Raw genomic sequence first — 25607 nt, forward strand, 5'->3', positions numbered from 1 at the left:
GTCGACCGAGCCCGTTCGAACGACCACGGATCTCGACGATGACGACGATCCGGCCCGGCACCGTGCTCGCATCACACGGAGCCGGGCCCGCGCAGGCTAGATGACCCCGTCCGAGAGCGTCGTCGGGTTGCCGAAGCGGTGGTTCGTGATCGAGATCGCCTGCTCGTGCAGGAACGGCAGCAGCTCGACGCGACCCGACGGGGTCACGGGGTGCGACCACACGGCCACGTCGGGCGTGCCGCCGAGGGCCGACGCGAGCGCCGAGGCATCCCCGCCGACGAGCCGCACGCGGCTCGCACCGCCGAGCGCGGTCGCTCGGTTCGAGCGCACCCGCTCGAGCCAGTCGCGGTCGTTCTCGCGCACGACGCGCACGTCGCGCGCCGAGAGCACCGTGCGCACGTTCTTCGGCAGCTCGACGCCGCTCGACACCGTGAACGGCGCCTTCGCGAGGAGGCCGGCCGCGATGACGCGGAGACCCTCCGCGAGCGAGGCCTGCTCGCCGATGCGCACCGCGACGGGCAGCGTGCGGTAGCGGAACACGTTGCGCTCGACGCCGAGGCCCGACACGTCGCGGGTGGTGCCGTACTCCTCCGCCCAGGCGACCTCGTCGGAGAGGGCCGACCGGCGCAGCACCTCGAACGAGTCGTAGTCGAGCGCCGACTGGGCGGCCTCGATGAGCTCGGTCACGCGACGCTCGAGCCCGCGCAGGTGCAGCGACTTCGAGGCGCTGCCGTGCTCGGGCACCCAGTCGCCGAGTCCGAACAGGTAGTTGGGGCCGCCCGCCTTGGCGCCGGCGCCGACGGCCGACTTCTTCCAGCCGCCGAAGGGCTGGCGCTGCACGATCGCGCCGGTGATGCCGCGGTTGACGTAGAGGTTGCCGGCCTCGACGCGGTCGAGCCACGTCGCGAGCTCCTCCGAGTCGAGCGAGTGCAGGCCCGCGGTGAGGCCGTAGTCGACCGCGTTCTGGAAGCGGATCGCCTCGTCGAGGTCGCGAGCGTGCATGATGCCGAGCACCGGCCCGAAGAACTCGGTGAGGTGGAAGTACGAGCCGGGCGCGACGCCGGTCTTCACACCGGGCGACCACAGCTTGCCGGTGTCGTCGAGCTGCTTCGGCTCGACGAGCCACTCCTCGCCGATGCCGAGCTCGGTGAGGGCGTTGAGCAGCTTGCCGTTCGCGGGCTCGATGATCGGGCCCATCTGGCTCTGCGCGTCGGCCGGGTAGCCGACCCGCAGCGAGGTCGCCGCGTCGACGAGCTGGCGGCGGAACCGCTCGGACTTCGCGACCGACCCGACGAGGATGACGAGCGACGCCGCCGAGCACTTCTGGCCGGCGTGGCCGAACGCGCTCTTCACGACGTCGGAGGCCGCGAGGTCGAGGTCGGCCGACGGCGTGACGATGATCGCGTTCTTGCCGCTCGTCTCGGCGAGGAGCGGCAGGTCGGGGCGGAACGACCGGAACAGCTGCGCCGTCTCGTACGCGCCGGTGAGGATGACCCGGTCGACGGTCGGGTGCGAGACGAGCTCCTTGCCGAGCTCCCGCTCCCCGATGTCGACGAGGGCGAGCAGGTCCTTCGGGATGCCCGCCTCCCACAGCGCCTCGACCATGACGGCACCCGAACGCTGCGCGAGCTTCGCGGGCTTGATGATGACGCCCGAGCCCGCGGCGAGCGCGGCGAGCACGCCGCCGGCGGGGATCGCGACGGGGAAGTTCCACGGCGGGGTGACCACCGTCAGGCGAGACGGCACGAAGGTCGCACCCTGCACGTGGTCGAGCTCGCGAGCCCGCTCGGCGTAGTAGTGCGCGAAGTCGATCGCCTCGCTGATCTCGGGGTCGGCCTCGGCGATCGTCTTGCCGGTCTCGGCGGCCATGATCTCGATGAGCCGGTCGCGGTTCGCGGCGAGCGCGATGCCCGCGCGGTGCAGCACGGCGGCGCGCTCGGCGCCGGGCAGCTCGCCCCACGCCTTGCCTCGTTCGGCGACGGTCGCGATGATGCGCTCGAGGGATGCCTCGTCGTCGACGCGGGCGGCCGCGATGGCGTCGAGGCCGAGGCGCGTCTCGGGCACCTTCGCGAGGATGCGGCGACCCCACTCGCGGTTCGCCGCGAGCGCCGGGTCGGTGTCGGGCTCGTTGCGGAAACCGGGCGTGACGCCGGGGCCGGTCACGGCTCCGGGTGCATCCGTCCGGTCCGACGAGGATGCCTCGGGCGCGAGTCCCTCCCCGGCCGAGCCGCGCGTGATGCCGAGCACGACGCTCGTGAGCGAACCCTCGTGCTCGCTGCCGGGCGCGGGCGCCTCGGCGGTGGCCATCGCGGTGGCGAGCGCGTCGCCCTCCCACTCGGTGTGCCGGTTCTGGGTGCGGTTCGGCGCCGGCGCCGAGGCATCCCGTTCGAGGGCGTCGAGCGAGCGCTGGTACCGCTCGCGCTCGCGCTCGAACAGGCGCCGGTCGGCACCGAGCTCGAACACGGCCGACATGAAGTTCTCCTGGCTCGCGTTCTCCTCGAGGCGACGGATCAGGTAGGCGATCGCGACGTCGAACTCGGACGGGTTCACGACGGGCGTGTAGAGCAGCAGGTTGCCGACGTCGCCGCGCACCGCCTCGGCCTGGCCGGTCGCCATGCCGAGCAGCATCTCGAACTCGACGCGGTCCTCGACGCCGCGCTCGCGGGCGGTGAGCCAGGCGTGCGCCACGTCGAAGAGATTGTGGCCGGCGACGCCGAGCTTCACGGCGTCGGCGCGCTCGGGGGTCATCGACCAGTCGAGCACGCGCTTGTAGTTCGTGTCGGAGTCCTGCTTCGACGAGTAGGTCGCGAGCGGCCAGTCGTGCACGGCGGCGTCGACCTGCTCCATCGCGAGGTTCGCGCCCTTGACGATGCGCACCTTGATGGGCGCACCGCCGTCGGCGCGACGGGCCCGCGCCCACGCGGTGAGCTCCTGCATCGCGCCGAGCGCGTCGGGCAGGTAGGTCTGCAGCACGATGCCCGCCTCGAGGCCGCGCAGCTGCGGCTGGTCGAGGAGGGTCGTGAAGACCGCGATCGTGAGGTCGAGGTCGCGGTACTCCTCCATGTCGAGGTTGATGAACTTGGCCTTGCCCTTCGCGCTGCCGGCGGCGGCGAGCTCGTAGAGCGGCGTGAGCTTCGCGACGACCTTCGCGACGGCTTCGTCGAACGACCACATCGAGAGCTGGCTCACGACCGACGACACCTTGATCGACACGTAGTCGACATCGTCGCGTGCAAGGAACTCGTAGGTGCCCTTGAGGCGCCGGTCGGCCTCGTCCTCGCCGAGCACGGCCTCGCCGAGGAGGTTGAGGTTCAGGCGGTTGCCCGACTCGCGCAGCTTCGCGATCGCCGGGCCGAGCTTCGCCGGGGTGGCGTCGAGCACGAGGTGGCCGACCATGGCACGCAGCACGCGGCGCGCGATCGGGATGACGACCCAGGGCAGCACGGGCGCGACGACCCCGCCGAGTCGGATCGCGGCCTTCAGGTACCAGGGCAGGAACTTCGGGGTGAGCTTCGCGACCTGTGCGAGGTTGCGGCCGGCGACGCCGAGGTCTTCGGGGCGCATGACGCCGTCGACGAAGCCGACGGTGAAGGCGAGGCCATTGGGGTCCTTGAGCACGCCGGCGAGGCGCTCGGCGGCGGGGTCGACGGGATGGTTCGCGCTCTCTTCGAGCCAGCGTCGCACGAGGGCGACGACGTGATCGGTGTTCGGCCGTGCGTCAGTGGCGGCGTTCGACATGGTCACGAGGGTAGTGTCCCTTTCTTCGGGCGCGCCGGGGGTTCGCACGCCTGTCGCTTCAAGTGTGCGTCCGGGTTATCCTTCGGGTACAGCGAATGATTCCGATGCATACTGTTCAGTGAAACCGAACGGTCGTTGAGTAAGTCGGCGAACCGTCTCGACCGACCCGGGAGCGAAGCCCATGCTCGACGTGCGACGCCTGCGCCTGCTGGTCGAACTGAGCCAGCGCGGCACGCTCGCCGCGGTCGCCGAAGCCCTCTCGTACAGCCCGTCGTCGGTGTCGCAGCAGCTCAGCCTCCTCGAGCGCGAGGCGGGCGTCCCGCTGCTCGTGCAGGTCGGCCGGCGGGTGCAACTGACCCCGCAGGCGCTCGTGCTCGTCGAGCACGCCCGCGCGATCCTCGACCGGCTCGAGGAGGCGGAGTCCGACGTCGCCCGGTCGCTCACGTCGGTCGGCGGAACCGTACGCATCGCGGTGTTCCAGTCGGCGGCGCACGCGGTCGTGCCGCAGGCGCTCACGCTGCTGCGCGCCGAGCACCCGGCGCTGCGAGTGGAGATCACCGAACGCGAGCCCGACGTCGGCCTCTTCGAGGTGGCCGCCCGCGACTTCGACCTCGTGATCGCCGAGCAGTACCCGGGCCACACCCGGGCGCACCGCGCCGAGCTCGACCGCGTGCACCTCGCCGCCGACACGATCCGGCTCGCGCTGCCGCCGCATCCCACGGCAGCCATCGGCGAGACGGGGCTCGCCGGCGCCGCATCCCTGCCCTGGGTGCTCGAACCCGCGGGTACCGCGTCACGCGAGTGGGCCGAGCAGCTGTGCCGCGAAGCGGGCTTCGAACCCGACGTGCGCTTCGAGACCGCCGACCTGATGGCGCACATCCGCCTCATCCGCTCGGGCAACGCCGTCGGCGTGCTGCCCGACCTCGTGTGGGCGGGTGAGGCGCCGAGCGTGCGCCTCGTCGACCTGCCGGGGCATCCCGTGCGCGAGGTGTTCACCTCGACCAGGCACGCCGCCGCGGCCCGCCCCGCGGTCGTCGCCTGTCGCGACGCGCTCGCCCGAGCCGCGCGCGCGACCGTGACGCCCGCCACGGAGTGATGCCCGTCCGAGGAGACGCTCCATCCGCACGGCGGATCGGTGCGGTGAGCGGGTCCGAGGACTACGCTCGGCCCATGGAACCGATGCAGCTCGGGAATCGCCAGGTCGGCCGCCGATTCGGCCGCGCACTGGGCTTCGCGTCCGTCGCCCTTGCGACGATCGCCCTCGCGGCGGGTTGCGCGAGCCCGGGCGGTCCAGGCGGGTCGGATGCCTCGTCGCCGACGCCGACCGCGTCGAGCGCCGTGGGCACGTGGGGCGACGCGTCCGACGCCTCGTCGCCGTCGCTCTCGCTCGCGGCCGACGGCACGCTCACCGGCACCGACGGCTGCAACCTGTTGACCGGCCGCTGGGAGGACCAGGGCCCCGGCCGCATCGAGTTCGACGACGTCGCCTCGACCCGCATGGCGTGCGAGGGCGTCGACACCTGGCTGTCGGGACTCGACGAGGCCACGATCGACGGTGACACGATGACCGTGCTCGGCGACGACGACGTCGAGCTCGGCGTGCTCGAGCGCACGTCGGCCGAACCGGCGGGCGGCACCGGCTCCCCAGCACCGACCGACGCCGGCGCCACGAGCGCGTTCGTCGGCACCTGGGGCACCGACGGCGCGCAGCAGGCGTTCCTCGTGATCGCCGCCGACGGCACCGTGACCGGCAGCGACGGCTGCAACTCGCTCACCGGACGCTGGGAGCCCGAGGACGGCGATCGCATCGAGTTCGACCAGATGGCGTCGACGCTGGTGGCGTGCGACGGTGTGGACCAGTCGCTCGCGCAGCTCGACTCCGCCTCGGTCGACGGCGACACCCTCACCGTCTACGACGACCACGACGCGGTCGTCGCGACGCTCCCCCGCACGGCATAGCCCAGTTCGGGGCATGGCGCCGGCCGTTGCCGAGGACTACCCTGACCGCCATGGCGATCATTCGGGGGGCCGCGCTCGCTTCGGGCGCCGCGGTCGTGCTGTTGCTCTTGACGGGATGCCTCGGCATGGAGGGGTCGGTGAAGGGCGGATCGGTCGATCCGGCCGGCACCTGGGGCGACACCTCGGACGCCACCGCACCGTCGCTCGTGCTCGAGGACGGCGGCGACTTCAGCGGCACCGACGGCTGCAATCAACTGAGCGGCACGTGGACGGTCGACGAGTCCGACCACGTCCACTTCGAGAACGTCGCATCGACGATGATGGCCTGCGAGGACGTCGACACCTGGCTCGCCGGCCTCGACGAGGCCACGGTCGGCGACGACACGATGACCGTGCTCGGCCAGGACGGGTACGAGATCGGCACCCTCGAGCGGGCCGACTGAGCCGGTTGGTCAGCCCGCCTTCGTCAGGCCGCCGCGGATGCCGCGGCGAATCGCGTCGCCTGCGCGGCGAGGAACTCCTGGAGTTCGGCCGATCCCTCGACGCGGTAACGTGCGCCGGGCGGCAGCCACATGAGCGCCGAGGCGAGCACCTCCACGGAGTCGGCCTCGAGCGGCCACGCGCAACGGGTCGCATCGACGGCCTCGACCTCGCGGCCGTACCAGCCGAGGTGCTCCACGAGTTCGTCGCGCGGCAGGTCGACGACCACGCGCGCCGTGATCACGCGGCGTCGATAGCGCACGGCCCGTTCGACGCGTTCGCGGGCGTCGTCCTCGGAGAGCACGTGCGGGTCGAACCGCACCCGGGTCGGGAACACGTCGCTGATGCGATCGAGCCGGAACGTGCGCCAGTCGTCGCGATCGCGGTCCCAGGCGAGCAGGTACCAGCGCCGTGCGACCGGTACGAGCCGGTACGGCTCGACGCTTCGCGCCGACGCCGCGCCCGAGGCATCCGTGTACCGGAATCGCAGCCGTTCGCTGTCGCGGCAGGCGAGTGCGAGGAGGCCGAGCAGGTCGGTGTCGACCTCGGGTGACGGCCGGCCCGCGCGGTTCCGCGCGCCGGTGCCCGGCCCGGCCGCCGTGTGGGACTGCAGTGCCTCGATGCGCCGGCGCAGGGCGGGCGGGAGCACCTGCTCGATCTTCGCGAGCGCCGAGAGCGTGGTGTGCTCGGCGCCGCGCAGCCCTGCCGTCGCCTGGGAGCGCAGACCGAGCGCGATCGCGACGCCCTCGTCGTCGGTGAGGAGCAGAGGCGGCAACCCGGTGCCGGCCTCGAGACGGTAGCCGCCGGCACTGCCGCGCAGCGACTCGATGCCGTAGCCGAGCTCGCGCAGGCGCTCGACATCGCGGCGCAGGGTGCGGTCGCTCACACCGAGGCGGTCGACGAGTTCGCGCGCCGACCAGTGCCGGTGGCTCTGCAGCAGCGAGAGCAGTTCGAGGGTCCTCGAGGTGGTTGCGGCCATGTTCCGATTCTCTCGCCAATGCGGACGGAAAGTGACCGGATTGATCGAGAAGCTGGGCTCATGACGAACACGAACCAGATGATCTCCGCCCAGGGCCTCACGAAGACGTTCCGCTCGAAGGGGCAGACCGTCGAGGCCGTCCGCTCCCTCGACCTCGCCGTCGGCGAGGGCGAACTCGTCGCGTTCCTCGGCCCGAACGGCGCCGGCAAGTCGACGACCCTCCGCATGCTGACCACCCTCCTGCCCGCGACGAGCGGCGAGGCGAGGGTCGCCGGCTGCGACATCCGCACCGACGCGGCGGGCGTGCGCCGACGCATCGGCTACGTCGGCCAGGGCAGCTCGGGCGGCCACACCCAGCGGGTTCGCGACGAGCTGCACGCGCAGGGGGCGTTCTACGGGCTCGGCCGCCGCGAGACCCGCGCCCGTTCCGCCGAGCTCATCGAGTCGCTCGAGCTCGGGCAGGTCGCGAACCGCACGGTGCAGCAGCTCTCGGGCGGGCAGAAGCGCCGTCTCGACATCGCGCTCGGGCTCATCCACCGGCCGGGTCTGCTGTTCCTCGACGAGCCGTCGACCGGGCTCGACCCGCACAGCCGCGCCAACCTGTGGCAGCACATCGTCGACCTGCGCCGAACCACCGGCACGACGATCTTCCTCACGACCCACTACCTCGACGAGGCCGACCAGCTCGCCGAACGCGTCATGGTGATGGACCACGGTTCGGTCATCGCCGACGACACGGCGATCGCGCTCAAGCAGTCGCTCGCGGGCGATCGCGTCACGCTCACGTTCGACACGGCGTCGGATGCCGCGGCCGCGGCCGCCCGCGTCGGCGGCGACGTCGACCCCGCCGACGCACGGGTCGTCACGGTGACGGCTCCCGGCGGCGACCGGGCACTGCCGCGCTACGTCCGCGGGCTCTCCGACGCGGGGCTCGACGTCGTCGCCGCCACGCACCGCCGGCCGACGCTCGACGACGTCTTCCTCGCGCTCACCGGTCGCAGCCTCCGCGAGGAGGCGGCGCACGCGGAGCCTGCCGAAGAGCTCGCCCTCGCCGGTTGAGGAGCGAAGCGTCTCGAAACCGCGCACACGACGGTTTCGAGACGTCGCTCCGCTCCTCCTCGACTCGCTCGACCAGCTCGACTCACCTGAAAGGACCACCATCATGACCACCATCGCTCCCACCGCCCGCCCGACCGGGTTCGTCCGCGACACTGCGGCCGTCTTCGCCCGCGAGTCGAAGCCGCTCGTGCGCGACCCGTTCAGCGTCGTGTTCTCGCTCGTGCAGCCGCTCGTGTTCCTCGGCCTGTTCGGCCCGCTCCTCATCGGCGAGGCGGGCGGCGACGTCGCCGGCACGCTGCAGTGGTTCGTGCCCGGCATCCTCGTCATGGTCGCCCTCTTCGGCACGGCCTCGACGGGCGCGAACCTGCTCTTCGAGATGCAGACCGGCTCGCACGAGCGCACGCTCGTCGCTCCGCTGTCACGCAGCGCCCTGCTCGTGGGCCGTGCCCTCAAGGAGGTCGTTCCGCTCGTCATCCAGGGCACGCTCGTCGTGCTCGTGGCCGTGCCGTTCGGGTTCAGCGTCGACGTGCCGGGGCTCGTCGCCGGCCTCGCGGTGCTCGCCGTGTTCGGCATCGGCTTCGGCGCGCTCAGCTACTCCCTCGCCCTCGCCTGCCGCAACCGCGACTGGATGTTCTGGATGGTGCACCAGACGCTGCTGTTCCCGCTCATGATCCTGTCGGGCATGCTGCTGCCGCTCGACGACGGTCCCGGCTGGATGCAGGTCGCCGCCGCGGTCAACCCGCTGAGCTACCTCGTCGGCGCCGAGCGGGCGCTGCTCGCGGGCGACTTCGGGGCGCCCGCCGTGGTGGGCGGCGCGATCGCCGCGATCATCACGTGCGCGATCGGCGTGTTCGTCGGCGTGCGCGCGATGCGCCGGGCCCGCTGAGCTGGGCAGGGCCGGTCGCCGGGCCCACTCCGGGGGTGCGTTTCCGATGCCTGCAGGTCCGAACAGGGCCCGAAGTGTCGGGAGAGCACCCCCGCAACGCGTGAGCGGCCGAGCCGGCCCGGGAGGCACCGCGCCGGTCGGCCGCCTACGCTCGGAGGATGCCACTCCCCCGCGCCGAACACACGAGCACCGAGCACGAGTCCGCCGACCACGACGTCGTGATCGTCGGCGGCGGCCACAACGGCCTCACCGCCGCGGCCTACCTCGCCCGGGCCGGGCTCGACGTTCTGTTGCTCGAACGCGACGACCACCTGGGCGGCGCGGCGATCTCGGCCGAGGCGTTCGCTGGGGTCGACGCTCGGCTCAGCCGCTACTCGTACCTCGTGAGCCTGCTGCCGCAGCGCATCCTCCACGACCTCGGTCTCGACATCGAGCTCGTGCGGCGCCGCTTCTCGTCGTACACGCCCGATCCCGCCGATCCCGCACGCGGCCTCCTCGTCGACCGCGACGCCGGCCCCGAGGCATCCCGGGCAGCCTTCGCACGAGCCGGCGCCGACGGCGACGCGGCCGCCTGGCGCGAGTTCGGCGCGCACACCGCGCGGCTCGCCGAGCGACTCTTCCCGACCCTCACCGAGCCGTTGCCGACCCGGGCCGAGGCGCGAGCGCTCGTGGGCGACGACGACGTCTGGGCGGCGTTCGTCGAACGCCCGCTCGGCGACACGATCGACGCGCGCTTCACGAGCGACCTCGTGCGAGGCGTCGTCGCGACCGACGGACTCATCGGCACGTTCACCGCCCTCGACGACCCGTCGCTCGACGCGAACCGCTGCTTCCTGTACCACGTGATCGGCGGCGGCACGGGCGACTGGGACGTGCCCGTCGGCGGCATGGGCGCCGTCTCCGGTGAGCTCGAACGCGCGGCCCGCGACGCCGGTGCCCGGCTCCTGACCGGGGCCGAGGTGCTGGGCGTCGACCCGGCGACCGGCCGTGTGCGGTACCGCGATGCGCACGGCGACGAGCACACCGCGACCGCGCACACCCTGCTCGCGAACGTCGCGCCCGCCGTGCTCGACGAACTCGTCGATGCGGATGCCGCTGCGAATGCCGGCCCGGGGAGCGTGCCGCCCGTCGTCGCGGCCCGCCTGCGCGCCCTCCACGCACCCGAGGGCGCCCAGGTGAAGGTCAACCTGCTCCTCACCCGGCTCCCCCGCCTGCGCGACACCGAGGTCGTGCCCGAGCAGGCGTTCGCCGGCACGTTCCACGTCAACGAGCTCGCGACGCAGCTCGACTCCGCCTTCACGATCGCGTCGCGCGGCGGCATCCCCACGCCCCTGCCCTGCGAGGTCTACTGCCACACGCTGAGCGACCCGTCGATCCTCGCGCCCGAGCTCGTCGAGGCCGGCATGCACACGCTCACCGTCTTCGGCCTGCACGTGCCGCACCGGCTGCTCGAGCGCTACGGCAACGACGAGCTCCGCGAGCTCCTGCAGCGCGCCGTGCTCGACTCGCTCGACTCGGTGCTCGCCGAACCGGTGGAGGGCCTCATCGCGACGGATGCCTCGGGCCGGCCGTGCATCGAGACGAAGACGACCCTCGACCTCGAGGAGGCGCTGCGCATGCCGGGTGGCAACATCTTCCACGGGCCGCTGTCGTGGCCGTGGGCCGACGACGCAGCACTCGCGACGCCGGCCGAGCGGTGGGGCGTCGCGACGCGGCATCCTCGCGTGCTCGTCTGCGGATCGGGCGCCGTGCGCGGCGGCGCGGTGAGCGGCATCGGCGGGCACAATGCGGCGATGGCCGTGCTCGAATCCCTCGCGGGTTGAGGAGGAGCGCAGCGACGTCTCGAAACCCCGACGACCTCAGCCGAGCAGCACCCAGCCGACGCCGACCACGATCGAGACGAGGCCGAGCACGAGACTCGGCACGAACGACTCCTTGCGCTTGACGTGCAGCGCGACGGCGAACGCCATCGTGACGGCGAGCGCGAACGCGGCGACCGGGGTGAGCCACGGCAGGATGCCGGTCGCCGCCGGGAGCACGAGTCCGATGCCGCCGAGCACCTCGAGGATGCCGATCATCTTGAGCTGGCCGGCGTTGACCTCTTCGACCCACGGCATGTTCGCGAGCACCGCTTCGCGGGACTTCAGGGCCTTCATGCTTCCGGCCATCACGAACAGCAGGGCGAGCAGCCCGGTGACGATCCACAGCGCGATGATCAAGGTGATTCTCCGATCGGTCGGTTACTATCAGTGCGTAACGCACGATCGGTGACTCTAACCGACGGCCGCCACGCACTTCACCGTGCGTCACGCACCTCGGCGTGCGTATCGGCGCCGAGCGCGTCGAGAGAGGACCACCATGGCGAACCCGGCACCCCTGACGATCGACCCCGTCATCGGCGACTGCCCGGCGGCGGCATCCGTCGCGGCGTCGCCGTGCAGCGTCGAGCACGAGGCGAGCGGAGTCATCCGCGATGTACTCGCCCGCGTCGGCGACAAGTGGAGCCTGCTCGTGATCGGGCTGCTGCACGACGAACCGCTGCGGTTCACCGAACTGCAGCGGCGCATCGACGGCATCTCGCACCGCATGCTCACGCAGACGCTGCGCAACCTGCAGCGCGACGGACTCGTCTCACGGACGAGCTACGCGGAGATCCCGCCGCGCGTCGAGTACGCCGCGACCGAGCTCGGCCGTTCGCTCGCGGAGCCCGTGCTGGGTCTCGTCGGCTGGGCCGCCGCCCACCACGAGCAGATCACCGACGCGCGTGAGGCCTTCGACGAGGCGTGATCGCGGACCAGGATGCTCCGAGGAGCAGAAGGCTAGATCAGCCGGCTCAGAAGATGTACATCTGGCCGAGCACGATGATCGCGATGACGAACAGCGCGATGATCGCGCCCGCGATCGCGAGCGACTTCGCCGACAGGTTCGCGACGACATAGCCGACGAGGATCGGGACGGCGACGAGGAAGAGCGTCACGATCCACCAGAACGTCTGGTACGCGCCGGCGCCGACCTCTTCGAGCCGCCCGGAGAACAGCTGCTGGGTGTGCGGGTTGGTGGCGAACGCGAACGCGGCCGACAGCGGCAGCGCGACGAGCACGAGCACGACCAGACCCGCGAGCCAGCCCCACAGCCCCGACTTGCCCTCGGTGATGTCCAACGCTTCTTCGTGCGCCGTGCGCCCCTTCGAACTCATGGCTCCGACTCTAGTGCTTCGTGCACGGGCGGGCTTAGCCTGAATTGAATGAAACTTCAGGGTTCATGACGCGACTGGGGGCGACGATGACCGCGAAACCGACCGGGCACTACGTGCTGAAGGCCGACGGGCTCTACCTGCAGTTCGACCGCCTGTTCCACGCCCCCATCGAGGACGTCTGGTACAGCCTCACCAACCCGAACGCGATGAAGGGCTGGATCGGCACGTACACCGGCAGCCCGGCGACGGGCGGCGTCCGCTTCCAGATGAGCGAGGAGGGGGCCGAGTGGATGAACGTCTCCATCCTCGAGTGCGACGCCCCGCACCGGTTCACGGCCGACTCGGGCTCGGGCCCGAGCGGCGTGCGCGTGTTCTGCCACCTCGTCGAGGGCGGCGGCATGACGACCCTCACCCTCGGCCAGCGCGTGAAAGACGGGGCGGATGCGGCGAGCATCGGTCCCGGCTGGGACTTCTACCTCGACCGGCTCATCGCCTCGCGTTCCGGGTCGGCGTTGCCGGCCTGGGAGACGTACTTCCCGTCGTTCTCGCCGCACTACCGCGGACTGACGGTGCCCGACGCCGCGAAGGGCTGACCGGGCGGGCTTCACCGATCGGGATGCCTCCGCCGGGGCATCCGCACCGCAGAACAGCCGCACCCTAGACTGACGCGCGTGAACACGGCAGAACGACTCCGCCGGCGCGAGCGCCCGGCATCCCGCCGGCGCGGCGGACTCTTCGTGGACCACCCCCTGCGCTGGGGGTTCATCGTCACGCTCGGCGTGCTGCTCGCGCTCATGCTGGCGTCGGCGCTCGTCGCCCTGCAGGGCGTCGTGCTCTCGGTATTCGTGGCCGCGTTCGTCGCGCTCGGGCTCGACCCGCTCATCCGCTGGTTCCAGCGGCGGGGCATGTCGCGCGGTACGGCGATCGTCACCGTCATCCTGATCTTCGTCGCCGTCGTGATCGGCGTCATCTGGCTCGTGGTGCCGCCCGTCGTCAACCAGGCCGCGGTGTTCATCAAGACGATGCCCGCCGAGGTGCACCACCTCGTCGACTCGGGCTGGTTCGAGCGGTACGACGACTCGACGAACGGCGTGCTCTCGTCGATCGTCGAGTGGATCGGCGGCGTGCTCACCGATCCCGACACGTGGGCGGCGATCGGCGGCGGAGCGCTGCAGTTCGGGGCCGCCCTGCTCGACGGCATCTCGACGAGCGTCTTCGTCGTCGTGCTCTCGATCTACTTCATCGCGACCCTCGACACCACCAAGCGCGCCTGCTACACGCTCGTGGCCGCGAGCCACCGGGAGCGCGTCGAGAGCCTCGCCGAGCGCATCATGCTCTCGGTCGGCAAGTACCTCAGCGGCATGGTCGTGCTCGCGTTCTTCAACGCGGTGTGGTCGACGATCCTGCTCTCGCTCGTCGGCGTGCGCTATGCGCTCTTCATCGGTGTGCTCGCGTTCTTCATCACGCTCATCCCCCTCATCGGCACCGTCATCACGACCGTGATCATGACGATCGTCGCCCTCTTCGTATCGCCGGTCGCCGGTCTCATCGTGCTCATCGCGATGCTCGTCTACATGCAGGTCGAGGCGTACGTGCTCACGCCGAAGGTCATGGGCAAGGCGGTGCAGGTGCCCGGCACGATCGTGCTCATCTCGGCGCTCGCGGGCGGCACCCTGCTCGGCCTCCTCGGCGCCCTCGTGGCGATCCCGATCTCGGCCGGCATCCTGCTCATCATCCGCGAGGTCGTCATCCCGAAGCAGGCGCGCAGCTAGGGGCGGCCGGGCCCGAGCTCACACGGCCTCGGAGACCACCTCGAGCGGCCCCTCCTCGGCCGTCGGCGGCTCGAACCGCTCGAAGTACTCGGTCGCCGTCTGCTCGGTGAGCGGCCAGTCGTCCGCTCCCCTGCCGTGCCGGTCGCCGACTCGACTCAGGATGACCTCGAGACTCGTCGCGAGGTACACCGTCTCGGGCACGATGCCCCGGGGTGCGAGCAGTGCGCGATACTCGTCGCGTTGTCGCCGGAACCAGAATCCGAAGTCGAGCACGACGTCGTTCCCCGCCGCGACCTGGCGCAGCAGGCTCGCCTTCAGTTCTGCCGCCACCTCGGCGACCACATCGGCGGAGGGCATCGTCGTGATCCCACGCTCCCAGAACTCCACCTCGAACGACAGCCGCGTCCAGCCGTCGCGCTCGAGGCGCTTGGCGTAGGTGGTCTTGCCGGCACCGCCCGGCCCGCACATCATGACGACGCGGGGTCGTCGTGTCTCGTTCACCGCCACCGGGCCGACGGTACGCTCGACCACCGACGTCGCCCCGCGCATCGGCCCGGTCCGGCTGGGATCACACGGCGGCGGGCGCTCGCTCGGCGAGCTCGTCGGCCGTGCGGGATGCCTCGGCCGCGGCATCCTCGATCGCCGAGCCGTCGTCACTCGAACCGTGGTCGCCGGTGCCGCGCCCGGCGGGCAGGAAGAGCGCCGCGACGAACGCGATCACGAGGCCCGCGGCGCCGACGAGCACGGCGGGCCCCGCGGCATCCGTGAAGCCGGTCGGGGTGAGCTCGCCGCCTGCGCCGGTGAAGACCGCCGTGAGCACCGCGACGCCGAGGGCGACGCCCACCTCGCGGAGGGTCGAGTTCGTGCCCGAGGCCTTGGCGTGGTCGTCCTCGGGCATGTGGGCGAGCACTGCGGTCGACATCGGCGCGAAGACGAGCGACATGCCGATACCGGCCATGAGGAACGGGCCGATGAGCGACGCGTACGCCACGTCGGGGTCGAGCTCGAGCGCGAGCCAGGTGAGCGCCGCCGCCTGCAGGGCGAGACCGGTGACGATGAGCGTGCGCGTGCCGACCCTGGGAGCGATGGCACCGGCGATCGGGGCGATGAACATGGGCGCGAGCGTCCACGGCATGGTCTGCACGCCGGCCTCGAGCGGCGACGCACCCTGCACGACCTGGAGGAACTGGATGAGCACGAACACCGACCCGAACATGCCGAAGCTGAACCAGAAGCCGACGAGGTTCGCCGCCGTGAAGCTGCGATCGCGGAAGAGCCGGAGCGGCAGCAGCGGGGCGCTCGTGCGCGACTCCCACCAGACGAACGCGGCGAGCAGCGCGGCGCCGGCGACGAGCGAGCCGATCACCTCGGCGCTGTCCCAGCCGGCGTCGTTGCCGCGAACGATGCCGAACACGACGCCGAGCACGCCGAGGCCGGCGAGCGCGACCCCGACGAGGTCGATGCGGGCCTTCGCGCCCAGCGCGTTCGGCAGTGCGGCGAGCGCGAGCGGGATCGCGACGATGCCGACGGGCACGTTGAGCCAGAAGATCGCCTGCCAGTTCCAGCCCTCGATGACGGCGCCGCCGATGAGGGGCCCGAGCGCGACGCCGAGGCCGGCGACGCCGCCCCAGATGCCGATCGCCATGGGCCGCAGGCGCTTCGGCACGCTGCCGGCGAGCAGGGTCAGCGAGAGGGGCATGATGCCCGCCGCGCCGAAGCCCTGCACGGCGCGGCTCGCGATGACCTGCCACGGCTCGGTGCTGAGCGCGACGAGCGCGCTCGCGGCCGTGAAGATCGCGATGGCGACGACGAAGACCGTGCGCCGGCCGATGCGGTCGCCGAGCGCGGCCGCCGCGAGGATGAACGTCGCGAACGCGAGCGTGAAGGCGTTGACGAACCACTGCAGCTCCTCGATGGAGGCGCCGAGGTCGACGGCCATCGCGGGCAGTGCGTTGGTGATGACGAGGTTGTCGAGCGTCGCCATGAACATCGGCAGGGATGCCGCGACGATGGCGAGCCACACGGGAATGCGGCGTGCGCTGGTGGACATCGGATGCTCCTTCGAAGGGATCGGGGCTGGGGTGCGACCGTGAGCCGCCCGGGGTGTGGTAATCGACTGATAACCCGTTCGGGAGCAAATGTAGTAATCGACTGATAACATGTCAAGCATGAGTTCGAGCACCGATCGGATCCCGGCAACGGAGCGGCGCGAGCAGATCCTCGAGGCCGCCACCCGGGTCTTCGGCGAGCAGGGCTACGCCGGCGCCACGACCGACCGCGTCGCGAAGGCCGCCGGCATCAGCCAGCCGTACGTCGTGCGCCTCTTCGGCACGAAGGAGCAGCTGTTCATCGAGGTCGTCGAGCGAGCCTGCGCGCGCATCGCCGAGGCGATGGACCGGGCGATCGCCGACGAGTCGAGCGACCGCACGGTCGGCCCCCGCATCGGCGAGGCCTACGTCGACCTCGTGCAGACCGACCGCGGCATCCTGCTCTCGCTCATGCAGGGGTTCATCCTGGGCCAGGACCCGGCGATCGGCCCGGTCGCCCGAAAGGGCTTCATGACGATCTACGAGCGCCTGCGCAGCGTCATGGACGCCGAGGGGGCCATGCGCTTCATCGCCCAGGGCATGCTCATCAACACGCTCATCGCGTCGAACCTGACCGTGGGCATCGACGTCGACGACCAGGTCGACGAGCTCTTCGCGTGCACGTTCGGCGACAAGCTCGGGCTCGTGCTCGAAGGGCTCAGCAAGGCGGGCTGAGCCGCCGGCTCACTTCCAGATCGAGGGTGCCGCGGCGCGCGTCGCGGGCAGCGCGACGTCATCGCCCCAGCGCTCGATCCACTCGGGGATGCCGTCGAAGCCGTCGACGCCGAACGCCTCGACGAGCTCGGACATCGGCACGGTGCCGCCCGACTTGCGCAGGAACCGCGCCCTGATGTGCCCGGTCGCGTAGATCTCGGGCGATCCGTCTGCCGCCGACGGCCGCACGAACCGCTGCTCCATGTAGACGGCCTTGTCGTCGTGACCGACGATGCGCGACTCGATCGTGAACCGGTCCCACGGGTTGAGCGACTTGCGGAACGTCATCGTCTCGCTCGCGACGACCGGGTACCAGCCGCGCTCCTTCATGAGCTGCCACACGCCGTTGCGCACGAGCATCTCGAACCGCGCGACATCCATGATCGAGAAGTAGACCCCGTTGTTCATGTGGTTGAGGATGTCGAGGTCGGTCGGCAGGGTGATGAAGTTCGTGCGGGCGACGTCGCCGTGGCCGAGCCGGCTGCGGAAGCGGGCGAGCACGAAATGCAGCATCGTGCGGAAGAACATGTGCATGATCAACGACTGTATGCCGATTCCGCGGTGGGTTCCGATAGTCGTTCGATCCTGACAACGCGGGGGCGGATGCCTCGCGCCGAAGTTGTGCCGAAGGCCCAGCCGACCCCCGCCGTAGACTCCGAGGCATGTCGACCGACGCCACCGCCACGACCACCGACCGCCTCGACCGACTGGCCGCCGCCGCCCGCGACGCGGGCATCGACGTCTCGCTGATCGCGCCCGGCCCCGATCTCGCCTATCTCGTCGGCCACTCGGTCGCCTCGCACGAGCGGCTGACGCTGCTCGCGGTGCCGTCGGGTTCGCCGGGAGACGCCGTCATGGTCCTGCCCGCGTTGGAGCGCGGCGGCTGGGAGGGCAGCACGGCCGAGGCGGCCGGCATCCGGTTCATCACCTGGCTCGACGGGCAGGACCCGTACGCGATGCTGCTGGACGCGCTCGATGCGGGCGGCGCACTCGGCAGCGCCGCCGTCGACGACCACCTGCCGTACCTGCACGCGTTCCGGCTGCAGCAGACCCGGCCGGCGCTGCGCCTGCAGCCGGCCGGCGAGCTCATCGCCGAACTGCGCATGCGCAAGCAGCCGGCCGAGATCGACGAACTCGCGGCGGTGGGCGCGGCGATCGACCGCGTGCACCTGCGCATCGGCGAGTGGCTGCGCGCCGGTCGCACCGAGAACGAGGTCGCCGCCGACATCGCCGAGGCACTCGTCGAGGAGGGGCACCGCTCGGCCGACTTCGTGATCGTCGCGTCGGGACCGAACGGGGCGTCGCCGCACCACGAGGCCTCCGACCGGGTGATCGAGGCGGGCGACCCCGTGGTCGTCGACATCGGCGGCCCGAACCCGGCCGGCTACAACTCCGACAGCACCCGCACCTACCTCGTGGCGGGCGGCGAGCCCGACCCCGAGTTCGCGAAGGTGCACGAGCTGGTGCGCACGGCGCAGCGCGCCGCAGTCGCCGCGGTGCGGCCGGGAGCGACGGCCGAGTCGATCGACCGTGCCGCCCGCGAGGTGCTCGAGCAGGCCGGTTACGGCGAGTACTTCATCACCCGCACCGGTCACGGCATCGGGCTCGAGGTGCACGAGCACCCGTACATCGTGGCCGGCAACACCCGCCCGCTCGAGCCCGGCATGGCGTTCTCGATCGAGCCGGGCGTCTACCTGCCCGGACGGTTCGGCGTGCGCATCGAGGACATCGTCGTGGTCGGCGACGAGGGCGCGGTGCTGATGAACAACTCGCCGGTCGAACTGCTGACGATCTAGGTCGGTCGCGCGTCGCGCACCACGCGGTAGCGCAGGTGAGTCGCCTTCGCGCCCTGCGCGACGCTCAGCGGGTCGAGCTCGATGCGATGCTCCGCCGCGTCGGGGAACAGTCGGGCACCGCCGCCGAGCAGCACCGGCACCAGGTGCAGCCGCGCCTCGTCGACGAGCTGCTCCGCGAACGCGTCGCGCGCGACCCGCGCACCGCCCATGATGCACACCGACGCGGCGCTCGCGGCCTCGCTCGCCCGCGCGACGGCCTCGCGGACGCCGCCCGTGACGAACTCGAAGCGGGAGCCGCCGCACTCGACGGGTTCGTGCTCGCGGCTCGTGACGACGAAGCACGGGCGTCCCTCGAACACCGGGGCATCCCCCCAGGCCGCCTCACCGACGTCGAAGGTGCGACGGCCGAGCACGAACGCCCCGGTCGACTCGAACATGCGCTCGCGGGCCTCGCGATCGATGCGGGCCGGCTCGGTGTCGACGACCGCGTCGCTCGACTGGGGTACGGCGCCGCTGAACACCGAGTTGCGGATCCACTCGTGCACGCGTTCGCCATCGATGCCGAGCGGATGCTCGAGGCTCACGCCGTGGGCGGCCGTGAAGCCGTCGAGCGTCATCGTCATCTCGAGGAAGACGTGCGACATCGATTCAGCCCCTCTGCGTCAGCCCTTGGCCGGGACGTGCCGTTCGTCGACGCCGTTGTACACCGACAGCGGGCGGATGAGCGCGTTCGACGCGGCCTGCTCCATGATGTGCGCCGTCCACCCGGTCACCCGGGAGGCGACGAAGAGCGGAGTGAAGGTGAGCGTGTCGAAGCCCATCAGGTGGTAGGTCGGGCCGGCCGGGTAGTCGAGGTTCGGCTTGATGTTCTTGCGCTCGCCCATCGCCTGCTCGAGCGCGACGTACAGCTCGAGCAGGTCGGGGCGGTCGTAGAAGTCGACCATGCGCTCCATGGCGTCGCGCATCGTCGGCACCCGCGAGTCGCCGTTCTTGTAGACGCGGTGCCCGAAGCCCATGATCTTGCGCTTCGACGCGAGCGCGTCGTCGAGCCAGGCTACCGCCCGCTCGGCGCCGCCTGGGCCCGCGCCGATCTCGTCGAACGTGTGCATGACCGCCTCGTTCGCGCCGCCGTGCAGCGGACCCTTGAGCGCACCGATCGCACCCGTGACCGCCGAGTACAGGTCGGCGAGGGTCGACGTGATCACGCGCGCGGTGAACGTCGAAGCGTTGAACGAGTGCTCGGCGTACAGGATCATCGACACGTCGAACGCGTTCACGACCGGCAGCTCGGGCACCTCGCCGAACGCCTGCCACAGGAAGTTCGCCGAGTAGCCGAGGTCGTCGCGCGGCTCGACGAACTCGAGCTCGTGCCGGCGGCGCTGGTCGTAGGCGACGATCGACGGCAGCTTCGCGAAGAGGCGGATCGCCTTGTCGAGGTCGGCCTCGGGCGAGGCATCCGAAGTCATGGGATCGCTCGCGCCGATGACGCTGACGGCCGTGCGCACGACGTCCATCGGGTGCGCCTCGAGCGGCAGCTCGTCGATGATGCGCTTGACCTCGTGGTCGAGCCCGCGCAGCGACCGCTCGCGGTCCTCGAAGGCCGCGAGCTCGTCGTCGTTCGGCAGCTCGCCGTACCAGAGCAGGTAGGCGACCTCCTCGAACGTGCAGGAGGCGGCGAGCTCCTGCACCGGGTAGCCGCGGTAGAGCAGCGAGTTCGTCTCGGGGTTGACCTTCGAGATGGCGGTGTAGTCGACCGGCACCCCGGCCAGCCCCTTGTAGATCTCCTGCTCGGCCATGGATGCTCCCTTGCGTTGGCGTTCTGCGGTCGTCAGCGTGCGACGGTGAAGTTGAAGATCGAGGTGTCGAAGTGGTTGTACGCCTCGTAGTCGACGAGCTCGTAGAGCTCGGCCCGGTGCTGCATGTCCCCGAGCTTGGCGGTGAGCGAACCGGATGCCTCGAGCTCGTCGAGCCCGCGCATCGCGCTGCCCATCGCGAGTCGCAGGAGCGACACGGGCCAGATGACGATGTTCATGCCCACGTCGGCCAGCTGCTGCACCGTGAAGAGCTCGCTCTTGCCGAACTCGGTCATGTTCGCGAGCAACGGCACGTCGACCGCGGCGCGGATCGCCGCGAACTCCTCGAGCGATCGCATCGCCTCGGGGAAGATCGCGTCGGCGCCCGCGTCGACGAGGGCCTTGGCCCGGTCGATCGCGGCCTGCAGCCCGTCGACCGCGGCGATGTCGGTGCGCGCCATGATGAGGAAGTTCTCGTCGCGGCGCGCGTCGACGGCGGCGCGGATGCGGCGGAGCGCCGTCTCGTCGTCGACGACCTGCTTGCCGTCGAGGTGGCCGCAGCGCTTCGGGTTGATCTGGTCCTCGATGTGGAGGCCGGCGAGGCCCGCGTCCTCCATCTCCTGCACCGTGCGGGCGACGTTCATCGGCTCGCCGAAGCCGGTATCGGCGTCGATGATCGCGGGCAACTCGGTCATGCGGGCGATCTGCCGGCCGCGACCCGCGACCTCGCTCAGGGTCGTGAGCCCGATGTCGGGCAGGCCGAGGTCGGCGCTCAGCACGGCGCCCGAGATGTAGACGCCCTCGAAGCCGCGTTCGCCGATGAGCTTCGCCGAGAGCGGGTTGAACGCGCCCGGGAAGCGCATGATCTCGCCCGTCGCGAGCCGCTCGCGGAACAGGCGCCGCTTCTCGTGCGCCGGGGTGGATGAGTACAGCATCAGAACAGCCCCTCGGGGATCTCGACGCCCGTGAGCGCCCCCGGCGCGACCGTGAAGGTCAGGCCGCCGAGCTCGTCGGGGCCGAGCTCGGGCAGGCGCTGCGCGACGTCGAGGAAGCGCTCGATCTCGTCGGGCGTGAGCGCCCACTCGGCGAGCGTGCGGAACTTGTGCACGTACTGCTCGCGGGCGAACGGCCGGGCGCCGAGCGGGTGCGCGTCGGCCACCGCGATCTCGTCGACGATCTCGCCGCCGTCGGCGAGCTTGATCACGACGCGGCCGCCGAACGCCTTCTCGGCGATGTCGAGCGAGTGGTAGCGGCGCGTCCACTCGGGGTCCTCGACCGTCGAGACCTTCTTCCACAGCGCGACCGTCTCGGGCTGGTGCGCGCGCTCGGGCGAGTACGAGGTGTCGTGGTCCCACGCGCCGTCCTGCAGGGCGACCGTGAAGATGTACGGGATCGAGTGGTCGAGCGTCTCGCGCGAGGCGTCGGGGTCGTACTTCTGCGGGTCGTTGGCGCCCGAGCCGATGACGTAGTGCGTGTGGTGCGAGGTGTGCAGCGTGATCGACTCGATGTGCTCCGCGTCGAGGATGAGCGGGTACTCGTCGTGCAGCTTGCGGGCGAGGTCGATCCACGCCTGCGCCTGGTACTCGGCCGAGTGCTCCTTCGTGTAGGAGTCGAGGATCGCGCGCTTCGCCTCGCCCTCGTCGGGCAGGGGCACCTCGTACGAGGCATCCGGGCCGTCGAGCAGCCACGCGATCACGCCGTCCTCGCCCTCGTAGATGGGCACCGGGCTCGTCTGGCCGCGCATCGCGCGGTCGACGGCTTCGATCGCCATCTTGCCGGCGAAGGCGGGGGCGTGCGCCTTCCACGTCGAGATCTCGCCCTTGCGCGACTGGCGGGTCGCGGTGGTCGTGTGCAGGGCCTGGCCGATCGCCTGGAAGATCGTCTCCCGGTCGAGGCCGAGGAGGGTGCCGATGCCCGCGGCGGCCGACGGGCCGAGGTGGGCGACGTGGTCGATCTTGTGCTTGTGCAGGCTGATCGCCTTGGCGAGGTCGACCTGGATCTCGTAGCCCGTCGCGATGCCGCGCACGAGGTCGCGCCCGCTGAGCCCGCGCCGCTGCGCGAGATGCTGGGCGACGGCCGTGACCGGCGGGATGTTGTCGCCCGGGTGCGAGTACTCGGCCGCGAGGAAGGTGTCGTGGTAGTCGAGCTCGCGCACCGCGACCCCGTTGGCCCACGCCGCCCATTCGGGGCTCGTGCGCCGCGCCGCGTCGGCACCGAACACGGTCGCGCCGTCGCCGCCGATCGAGACGGGGTGCGCGAGCGCCTGGCTGCGGGCCGAGACGACCGGGCGACGAGCGATCGCGGCCGCCGCGACCGCGGCGTTGTCGATGACGCGGTTCACCACCATGTCGACGACGTCGTCGTCGAGCTCGACCGGGTCGGTCGCGACGCCGGCGAGCGCCCAGGCGAGCTGACCCTCGCGCTGCAGGTTCTCGTCGCTGCGGTGCGTGCGGACGTGGTGGTTGTGCATGGGGTGGACCTTTCTGAAGTGTTCCATCGGTCAGGCTACGCGGTGCCCGTCGGGCTGACGAGGGGCGGATCCCTCCTCGATCGACGCGAGCGCGTGTCGGAGGCTGCGGTGCAGGTGCACGTGGGTGGCGTGGGCGGCGAGTGCCGCGTCGCCGGCGACGATCGCATCGACGATGAGCAGGTGCTCGGATGCCGCGGTGCGGAGCCGTTCGGGATGCTGGCGTGCGAGCCTGCGGACGCGGGCGGAGTGCAGCCTGGCGCTCTGCAGCGCCGCCGCCAGCATCGGGTTGGCCACGGCGGCCTCGACCTCGTCGTCGAGCGCGTCGACGATCTCGTAGTACGTGCGAAGGCCCTCGTCGCCGTCGTCGAGCAGCGCGGGCGCCTCGGCGATGCGGTCGCGGAGCAGGGCGAAGCGCGCGGGGTCGCGGCGCATGGCCGCGAGGCGGGCGGCCTGCCCTTCGAGCGCCTCGCGCACCTCGTACAGCGCGGCGATGCTCGCGGCGTCGAGCGCCGAGACCTGCAGCACCCGCGCCGAGGCGGCGGTCGCGAGCCCGTCGGCCTCGAGCCGGGCGAGCGCCTCGCGAACGGGGGTGCGGGAGACGCCGAGCCGGTTGGCCTGCTCGACCTCGGCGAGGGCCGTTCCAGGCGCGAGCACGCCGTCGAGGATCTCCTCGCGGAGCGCCTGATAGGCGCGTTCACTCGCTCGCATGCTTCCCTCCCCCCACTCATGTATACGCTCGCGCGGTCGTCTGCGCAAATATCGAGCATTTCTGCTCGCTGTGTATACATGAGCTTCCCAGCCGTCACCCCTCACATGCGTGGGACGATTGAAGGGATGAGCACCACCGACCTCGACCGCATCGGCACCCGAGCGGTCTCAGACCTCCGCGGCGATTTCCCGGCCTTCGCCGCTTCGACGAGCTCGGGGGCCACGCCGCGGCGTACCTCGACTCCGCCGCGACCGCGCAGCGCCCCCGCCAGGTGCTCGACGCCGAGCGCGACTACCTCGAACGCCACCTCGCGCCCGTGCACCGCGGTGCGAGCGCGGCCGTCGGCCGCTCGACCACCCTCTTCGAAGACGCCCGTGCGACGGTCGCGCGCTTCGTCGGCGCCGGCGAGCGCGAGATCGTGTGGACCGAGAACGCCACCGACGCGCTCAACATCGTCGCCCTCGGCATGGCCGACGCCGCGGCCGGGCTCGGCGGCCCCGAGGCATCCCGGTTCGTGCTCGCGCCCGGCGACGAGATCGTGGTGACCGAGGCCGAGCACCACGCGAACCTCATCCCCTGGCAGCGGCTCGCCGCGCGCACGGGAGCGAGCCTGCGGGGCGTTCGGGTCGACGAGCACGGGCTCTGGTCGCTCGACGCGCTTGCCGAGGCGCTCTCGTCGCGCACGAAGGTCGTCGCGTTCGCCGAGGTCTCGAACGTCACGGGTTTCATCGCCCCGGTCGCCGAGGTCGTCGCCCTCGTTCGCGAGCGGGCGCCGCAGGCGCTCATCGTGCTCGACGCGTGCCAGTCGGTGCCGCACCGTCCGTCCGACTTCGCGGCCCTCGGGGTCGACTTCGCCGCATTCAGCGGCCACAAGATGCTGGGGCCGAACGGCATCGGCGTGCTCTACGGGCGCGCCGAACTGCTCGACGCGCTGCCGCCTGCCCGTACCGGCGGGTCGACGATCACGCGGGTGACGCTCGAACACGCCGAGTTCCTGCCCGCGCCGCACCGCTTCGAGGCGGGCACGCAGCCGGTCTCGCAGGTCGTCGCCCTCGCCGAGGCGGTGCGCTACCTCGAGGCGATCGGCATGGACGCGGTCGTGGCGCACGAGCAGGCGCTCGCGGAACGGGTGGTCGCGCAGCTCGCGGAGCTTCCGGGCGTGCGGGTCGTCGGCCCGCAGGCGGGCTCGCCGCGCGCCGGCCTCGTCGCCGTCGCCGTCGAGGGCGTTCACGCGCACGACGTGGGGCAGTTCCTCGACGAGCACGGCCTCGTCGTGCGGGTCGGCCACCACTGCGCGCAGCCGCTGCACCGGGCGCTCGGCGTCACGGCGACGACGCGCGCGAGTGCGCACGTCTACACGACGGCCGACGAGATGGACCGGTTCGTCGACGCGCTCGGCGAGGTGCGCCGGTTCTTCGGGGTCTCCTCCGACGAGACCGCGGCGGTGATCGCGTGAGCGGGCTCGAGGGGCTGTACCAGCAGATCATCCTCGACCAGTCGAAGCGTCGCAACGGCGACGGCCCGCTCGAGGGCGCCGATGCCGAGCACCACGAGTACAACCCGACCTGCGGCGACGAGATCACGGTGCGGGTGAAGCTGGCGCCCGGCGCCGAGGGAGCCGAACGCATCGACACCCTGGCCTGGCAGGGCGACGGGTGCAGCATCTCGATGGCCTCCGCCTCGACGCTCGCTGAGCTCGTCTCCGGCCGCACGGTCGACGAAGCACGCGAGCTCATCGAGGCGTTCCGGACTATGCTGCGCTCGCAGGGCGCTGGCGAGCCCGACGAGGACGTGCTGGGCGACGCGATCGCGTTCCACGGCGTCTCGAAGTACGTGATGCGCGTCAAGTGCGCGATGCTCGCGTGGGTCGCCCTCGAGGCGTGCCTCGCGCAGGCGGCCCGCCCTGCGGGTTGAGGAGCGACGTAGGAGCGTCTCGAAACCCTTGCACGAACGAACCGGGGTTTCGAGA

General features: G+C 71.4%; 24 protein-coding genes and 1 pseudogene. 13 read left to right on the forward strand and 12 right to left on the reverse strand.

Annotation, left to right across the window (positions count from 1 at the left end):
• Window positions 1–96 precede the first annotated feature (96 nt).
• Window positions 97–3738 carry a proline dehydrogenase family protein gene (locus MUN74_RS07785; protein WP_244855913.1) on the reverse strand — a complete coding sequence of 1214 codons (3642 nt, stop codon included), beginning with the start codon at window positions 3736–3738 and terminating at the stop codon, window positions 97–99.
• 181 nt (window positions 3739–3919) lie between these two features.
• Between MUN74_RS07785 and MUN74_RS07790 the strand changes: the two genes are divergently transcribed.
• The 3 genes from MUN74_RS07790 (at window position 3920) to MUN74_RS07800 (ending at window position 6140) form a co-directional block, all read left to right on the forward strand.
• Window positions 3920–4834, forward strand: coding sequence for a LysR family transcriptional regulator (locus MUN74_RS07790; RefSeq protein WP_244855916.1), 915 nt, complete (start codon window positions 3920–3922; stop codon window positions 4832–4834).
• A 74-nt stretch (window positions 4835–4908) separates the two neighbouring features.
• Window positions 4909–5697, forward strand: a complete 789-nt coding sequence (locus tag MUN74_RS07795; protein WP_244855918.1) for an META domain-containing protein — start codon at window positions 4909–4911, stop codon at window positions 5695–5697.
• A 50-nt stretch (window positions 5698–5747) separates the two neighbouring features.
• Complete coding sequence (locus tag MUN74_RS07800; RefSeq protein ID WP_244855919.1) at window positions 5748–6140, forward strand: META domain-containing protein; 393 nt, start codon at window positions 5748–5750, stop codon at window positions 6138–6140.
• Between the two features lie 23 nt (window positions 6141–6163).
• On the opposite strand, the gene MUN74_RS07805 is transcribed toward MUN74_RS07800, so the two are convergent.
• Entirely contained in the window at window positions 6164–7156 is a 993-nt protein-coding gene (locus tag MUN74_RS07805; protein WP_244855921.1) for a helix-turn-helix transcriptional regulator, read from the reverse strand.
• 60 nt (window positions 7157–7216) lie between these two features.
• Between MUN74_RS07805 and MUN74_RS07810 the strand changes: the two genes are divergently transcribed.
• From MUN74_RS07810 to MUN74_RS07820, 3 genes are all read left to right on the forward strand, one after another.
• Window positions 7217–8215, forward strand: a complete 999-nt coding sequence (locus tag MUN74_RS07810) for an ATP-binding cassette domain-containing protein (RefSeq protein ID WP_244855922.1) — start codon at window positions 7217–7219, stop codon at window positions 8213–8215.
• Between the two features lie 103 nt (window positions 8216–8318).
• Window positions 8319–9101 (forward strand): ABC transporter permease, encoded by a 783-nt coding sequence (locus MUN74_RS07815; RefSeq protein ID WP_244855923.1) that lies wholly within the window; start codon window positions 8319–8321, stop codon window positions 9099–9101.
• A 158-nt stretch (window positions 9102–9259) separates the two neighbouring features.
• The gene (locus MUN74_RS07820; protein WP_244855925.1) at window positions 9260–10924 is read left to right on the forward strand and encodes a phytoene desaturase family protein; all 1665 of its coding nucleotides are present in this window, start codon (window positions 9260–9262) and stop codon (window positions 10922–10924) included.
• 36 nt (window positions 10925–10960) lie between these two features.
• On the opposite strand, the gene MUN74_RS07825 is transcribed toward MUN74_RS07820, so the two are convergent.
• Entirely contained in the window at window positions 10961–11320 is a 360-nt protein-coding gene (locus tag MUN74_RS07825; RefSeq protein WP_244855926.1) for a DoxX family protein, read from the reverse strand.
• Window positions 11321–11459: 139 nt separating this feature from the next.
• On the opposite strand from MUN74_RS07825, the gene MUN74_RS07830 reads away from it, so the two are divergent.
• Window positions 11460–11888 (forward strand): winged helix-turn-helix transcriptional regulator, encoded by a 429-nt coding sequence (locus MUN74_RS07830; protein WP_370647362.1) that lies wholly within the window; start codon window positions 11460–11462, stop codon window positions 11886–11888.
• A gap of 46 nt (window positions 11889–11934) precedes the next feature.
• Here the strand turns inward: MUN74_RS07830 and MUN74_RS07835 are convergent, their stop codons facing one another.
• Window positions 11935–12297, reverse strand: coding sequence for a hypothetical protein (locus MUN74_RS07835; protein WP_244855928.1), 363 nt, complete (start codon window positions 12295–12297; stop codon window positions 11935–11937).
• Between the two features lie 86 nt (window positions 12298–12383).
• On the opposite strand from MUN74_RS07835, the gene MUN74_RS07840 reads away from it, so the two are divergent.
• Entirely contained in the window at window positions 12384–12890 is a 507-nt protein-coding gene (locus tag MUN74_RS07840) for an SRPBCC family protein (RefSeq protein ID WP_244855929.1), read from the forward strand.
• Window positions 12891–12968: 78 nt separating this feature from the next.
• Window positions 12969–14069: an AI-2E family transporter gene (locus MUN74_RS07845; protein WP_244855930.1), complete on the forward strand. Its 1101-nt coding sequence runs from the start codon at window positions 12969–12971 to the stop codon at window positions 14067–14069.
• An 18-nt stretch (window positions 14070–14087) separates the two neighbouring features.
• Here the strand turns inward: MUN74_RS07845 and MUN74_RS07850 are convergent, their stop codons facing one another.
• Both MUN74_RS07850 and MUN74_RS07855 read right to left on the reverse strand, forming a co-directional pair.
• Window positions 14088–14576, reverse strand: coding sequence for a P-loop nucleotide/nucleoside kinase family protein (locus MUN74_RS07850; RefSeq protein ID WP_244855931.1), 489 nt, complete (start codon window positions 14574–14576; stop codon window positions 14088–14090).
• A 61-nt stretch (window positions 14577–14637) separates the two neighbouring features.
• Window positions 14638–16119: an MFS transporter gene (locus MUN74_RS07855; protein WP_244855932.1), complete on the reverse strand. Its 1482-nt coding sequence runs from the start codon at window positions 16117–16119 to the stop codon at window positions 14638–14640.
• A 118-nt stretch (window positions 16120–16237) separates the two neighbouring features.
• Here MUN74_RS07855 and MUN74_RS07860 point away from each other — a divergent pair, with 118 nt between their 5' ends.
• Window positions 16238–16831 (forward strand): TetR/AcrR family transcriptional regulator, encoded by a 594-nt coding sequence (locus tag MUN74_RS07860; RefSeq protein WP_244855933.1) that lies wholly within the window; start codon window positions 16238–16240, stop codon window positions 16829–16831.
• A 9-nt stretch (window positions 16832–16840) separates the two neighbouring features.
• Here MUN74_RS07860 and MUN74_RS07865 read toward each other — a convergent pair whose 3' ends face one another.
• Window positions 16841–17404, reverse strand: coding sequence for an acyl-CoA thioesterase (locus MUN74_RS07865; protein WP_244855934.1), 564 nt, complete (start codon window positions 17402–17404; stop codon window positions 16841–16843).
• A 128-nt stretch (window positions 17405–17532) separates the two neighbouring features.
• Here MUN74_RS07865 and MUN74_RS07870 point away from each other — a divergent pair, with 128 nt between their 5' ends.
• A complete protein-coding gene (locus MUN74_RS07870) occupies window positions 17533–18666 on the forward strand; it encodes a M24 family metallopeptidase (RefSeq protein ID WP_244855935.1) in 1134 nt (377 codons plus the stop codon).
• Here MUN74_RS07870 and MUN74_RS07875 read toward each other — a convergent pair.
• From MUN74_RS07875 to MUN74_RS07895, 5 genes are read right to left on the reverse strand one after another with little or no spacing between them, the layout of a single operon-like run.
• Window positions 18663–19310 (reverse strand): dihydrofolate reductase family protein, encoded by a 648-nt coding sequence (locus tag MUN74_RS07875; protein WP_244855936.1) that lies wholly within the window; start codon window positions 19308–19310, stop codon window positions 18663–18665. The genes MUN74_RS07870 and MUN74_RS07875 overlap by 4 nt on opposite strands.
• Window positions 19311–19328: 18 nt before the next feature.
• On the reverse strand, window positions 19329–20462 hold the full coding sequence (locus MUN74_RS07880) for a bifunctional 2-methylcitrate synthase/citrate synthase (protein WP_244855937.1): 1134 nt from the start codon (window positions 20460–20462) through the stop codon (window positions 19329–19331).
• Window positions 20463–20494: 32 nt separating this feature from the next.
• The gene (gene prpB, locus MUN74_RS07885; RefSeq protein ID WP_244855938.1) at window positions 20495–21394 is read right to left on the reverse strand and encodes a methylisocitrate lyase; all 900 of its coding nucleotides are present in this window, start codon (window positions 21392–21394) and stop codon (window positions 20495–20497) included.
• On the reverse strand, window positions 21394–22929 hold the full coding sequence (locus MUN74_RS07890; RefSeq protein WP_244856389.1) for an MmgE/PrpD family protein: 1536 nt from the start codon (window positions 22927–22929) through the stop codon (window positions 21394–21396). The genes prpB and MUN74_RS07890 overlap by 1 nt, the downstream gene beginning before the upstream one ends.
• A gap of 30 nt (window positions 22930–22959) precedes the next feature.
• Window positions 22960–23637 carry a GntR family transcriptional regulator gene (locus MUN74_RS07895; RefSeq protein ID WP_244855939.1) on the reverse strand — a complete coding sequence of 226 codons (678 nt, stop codon included), beginning with the start codon at window positions 23635–23637 and terminating at the stop codon, window positions 22960–22962.
• Between the two features lie 245 nt (window positions 23638–23882).
• Here MUN74_RS07895 and MUN74_RS07900 point away from each other — a divergent pair.
• Both MUN74_RS07900 and sufU read left to right on the forward strand, forming a co-directional pair.
• Window positions 23883–25094 (forward strand): annotated as a pseudogene (locus MUN74_RS07900) (aminotransferase class V-fold PLP-dependent enzyme); the annotation flags it as partial.
• Window positions 25091–25552 (forward strand): Fe-S cluster assembly sulfur transfer protein SufU, encoded by a 462-nt coding sequence (gene sufU, locus MUN74_RS07905; protein ID WP_244855940.1) that lies wholly within the window; start codon window positions 25091–25093, stop codon window positions 25550–25552. The pseudogene MUN74_RS07900 and the gene sufU, both read left to right, overlap by 4 nt.
• Window positions 25553–25607: the final 55 nt, after the last annotated feature.

This window comes from Agromyces sp. H17E-10 (assembly GCF_022919715.1).
GTDB lineage: Bacteria > Actinomycetota > Actinomycetes > Actinomycetales > Microbacteriaceae > Agromyces.

Coding starts and splice junctions, on each gene's coding strand:
- MUN74_RS07785 (WP_244855913.1), bottom strand. CDS start 3,738: ATGTCGAACGCCGCCACTGACGCACGGCCGAACACCGATCACGTCGTC.
- MUN74_RS07790 (WP_244855916.1), top strand. CDS start 3,920: ATGCTCGACGTGCGACGCCTGCGCCTGCTGGTCGAACTGAGCCAGCGC.
- MUN74_RS07795 (WP_244855918.1), top strand. CDS start 4,909: ATGGAACCGATGCAGCTCGGGAATCGCCAGGTCGGCCGCCGATTCGGC.
- MUN74_RS07800 (WP_244855919.1), top strand. CDS start 5,748: ATGGCGATCATTCGGGGGGCCGCGCTCGCTTCGGGCGCCGCGGTCGTG.
- MUN74_RS07805 (WP_244855921.1), bottom strand. CDS start 7,156: ATGGCCGCAACCACCTCGAGGACCCTCGAACTGCTCTCGCTGCTGCAG.
- MUN74_RS07810 (WP_244855922.1), top strand. CDS start 7,217: ATGACGAACACGAACCAGATGATCTCCGCCCAGGGCCTCACGAAGACG.
- MUN74_RS07815 (WP_244855923.1), top strand. CDS start 8,319: ATGACCACCATCGCTCCCACCGCCCGCCCGACCGGGTTCGTCCGCGAC.
- MUN74_RS07820 (WP_244855925.1), top strand. CDS start 9,260: ATGCCACTCCCCCGCGCCGAACACACGAGCACCGAGCACGAGTCCGCC.
- MUN74_RS07830 (WP_370647362.1), top strand. CDS start 11,460: ATGGCGAACCCGGCACCCCTGACGATCGACCCCGTCATCGGCGACTGC.
- MUN74_RS07835 (WP_244855928.1), bottom strand. CDS start 12,297: ATGAGTTCGAAGGGGCGCACGGCGCACGAAGAAGCGTTGGACATCACC.
- MUN74_RS07840 (WP_244855929.1), top strand. CDS start 12,384: ATGACCGCGAAACCGACCGGGCACTACGTGCTGAAGGCCGACGGGCTC.
- MUN74_RS07855 (WP_244855932.1), bottom strand. CDS start 16,119: ATGTCCACCAGCGCACGCCGCATTCCCGTGTGGCTCGCCATCGTCGCG.
- MUN74_RS07860 (WP_244855933.1), top strand. CDS start 16,238: ATGAGTTCGAGCACCGATCGGATCCCGGCAACGGAGCGGCGCGAGCAG.
- MUN74_RS07865 (WP_244855934.1), bottom strand. CDS start 17,404: ATGCACATGTTCTTCCGCACGATGCTGCATTTCGTGCTCGCCCGCTTC.
- MUN74_RS07870 (WP_244855935.1), top strand. CDS start 17,533: ATGTCGACCGACGCCACCGCCACGACCACCGACCGCCTCGACCGACTG.
- MUN74_RS07875 (WP_244855936.1), bottom strand. CDS start 19,310: ATGTCGCACGTCTTCCTCGAGATGACGATGACGCTCGACGGCTTCACG.
- MUN74_RS07880 (WP_244855937.1), bottom strand. CDS start 20,462: ATGGCCGAGCAGGAGATCTACAAGGGGCTGGCCGGGGTGCCGGTCGAC.
- prpB (WP_244855938.1), bottom strand. CDS start 21,394: ATGCTGTACTCATCCACCCCGGCGCACGAGAAGCGGCGCCTGTTCCGC.
- MUN74_RS07890 (WP_244856389.1), bottom strand. CDS start 22,929: ATGCACAACCACCACGTCCGCACGCACCGCAGCGACGAGAACCTGCAG.
- MUN74_RS07895 (WP_244855939.1), bottom strand. CDS start 23,637: ATGCGAGCGAGTGAACGCGCCTATCAGGCGCTCCGCGAGGAGATCCTC.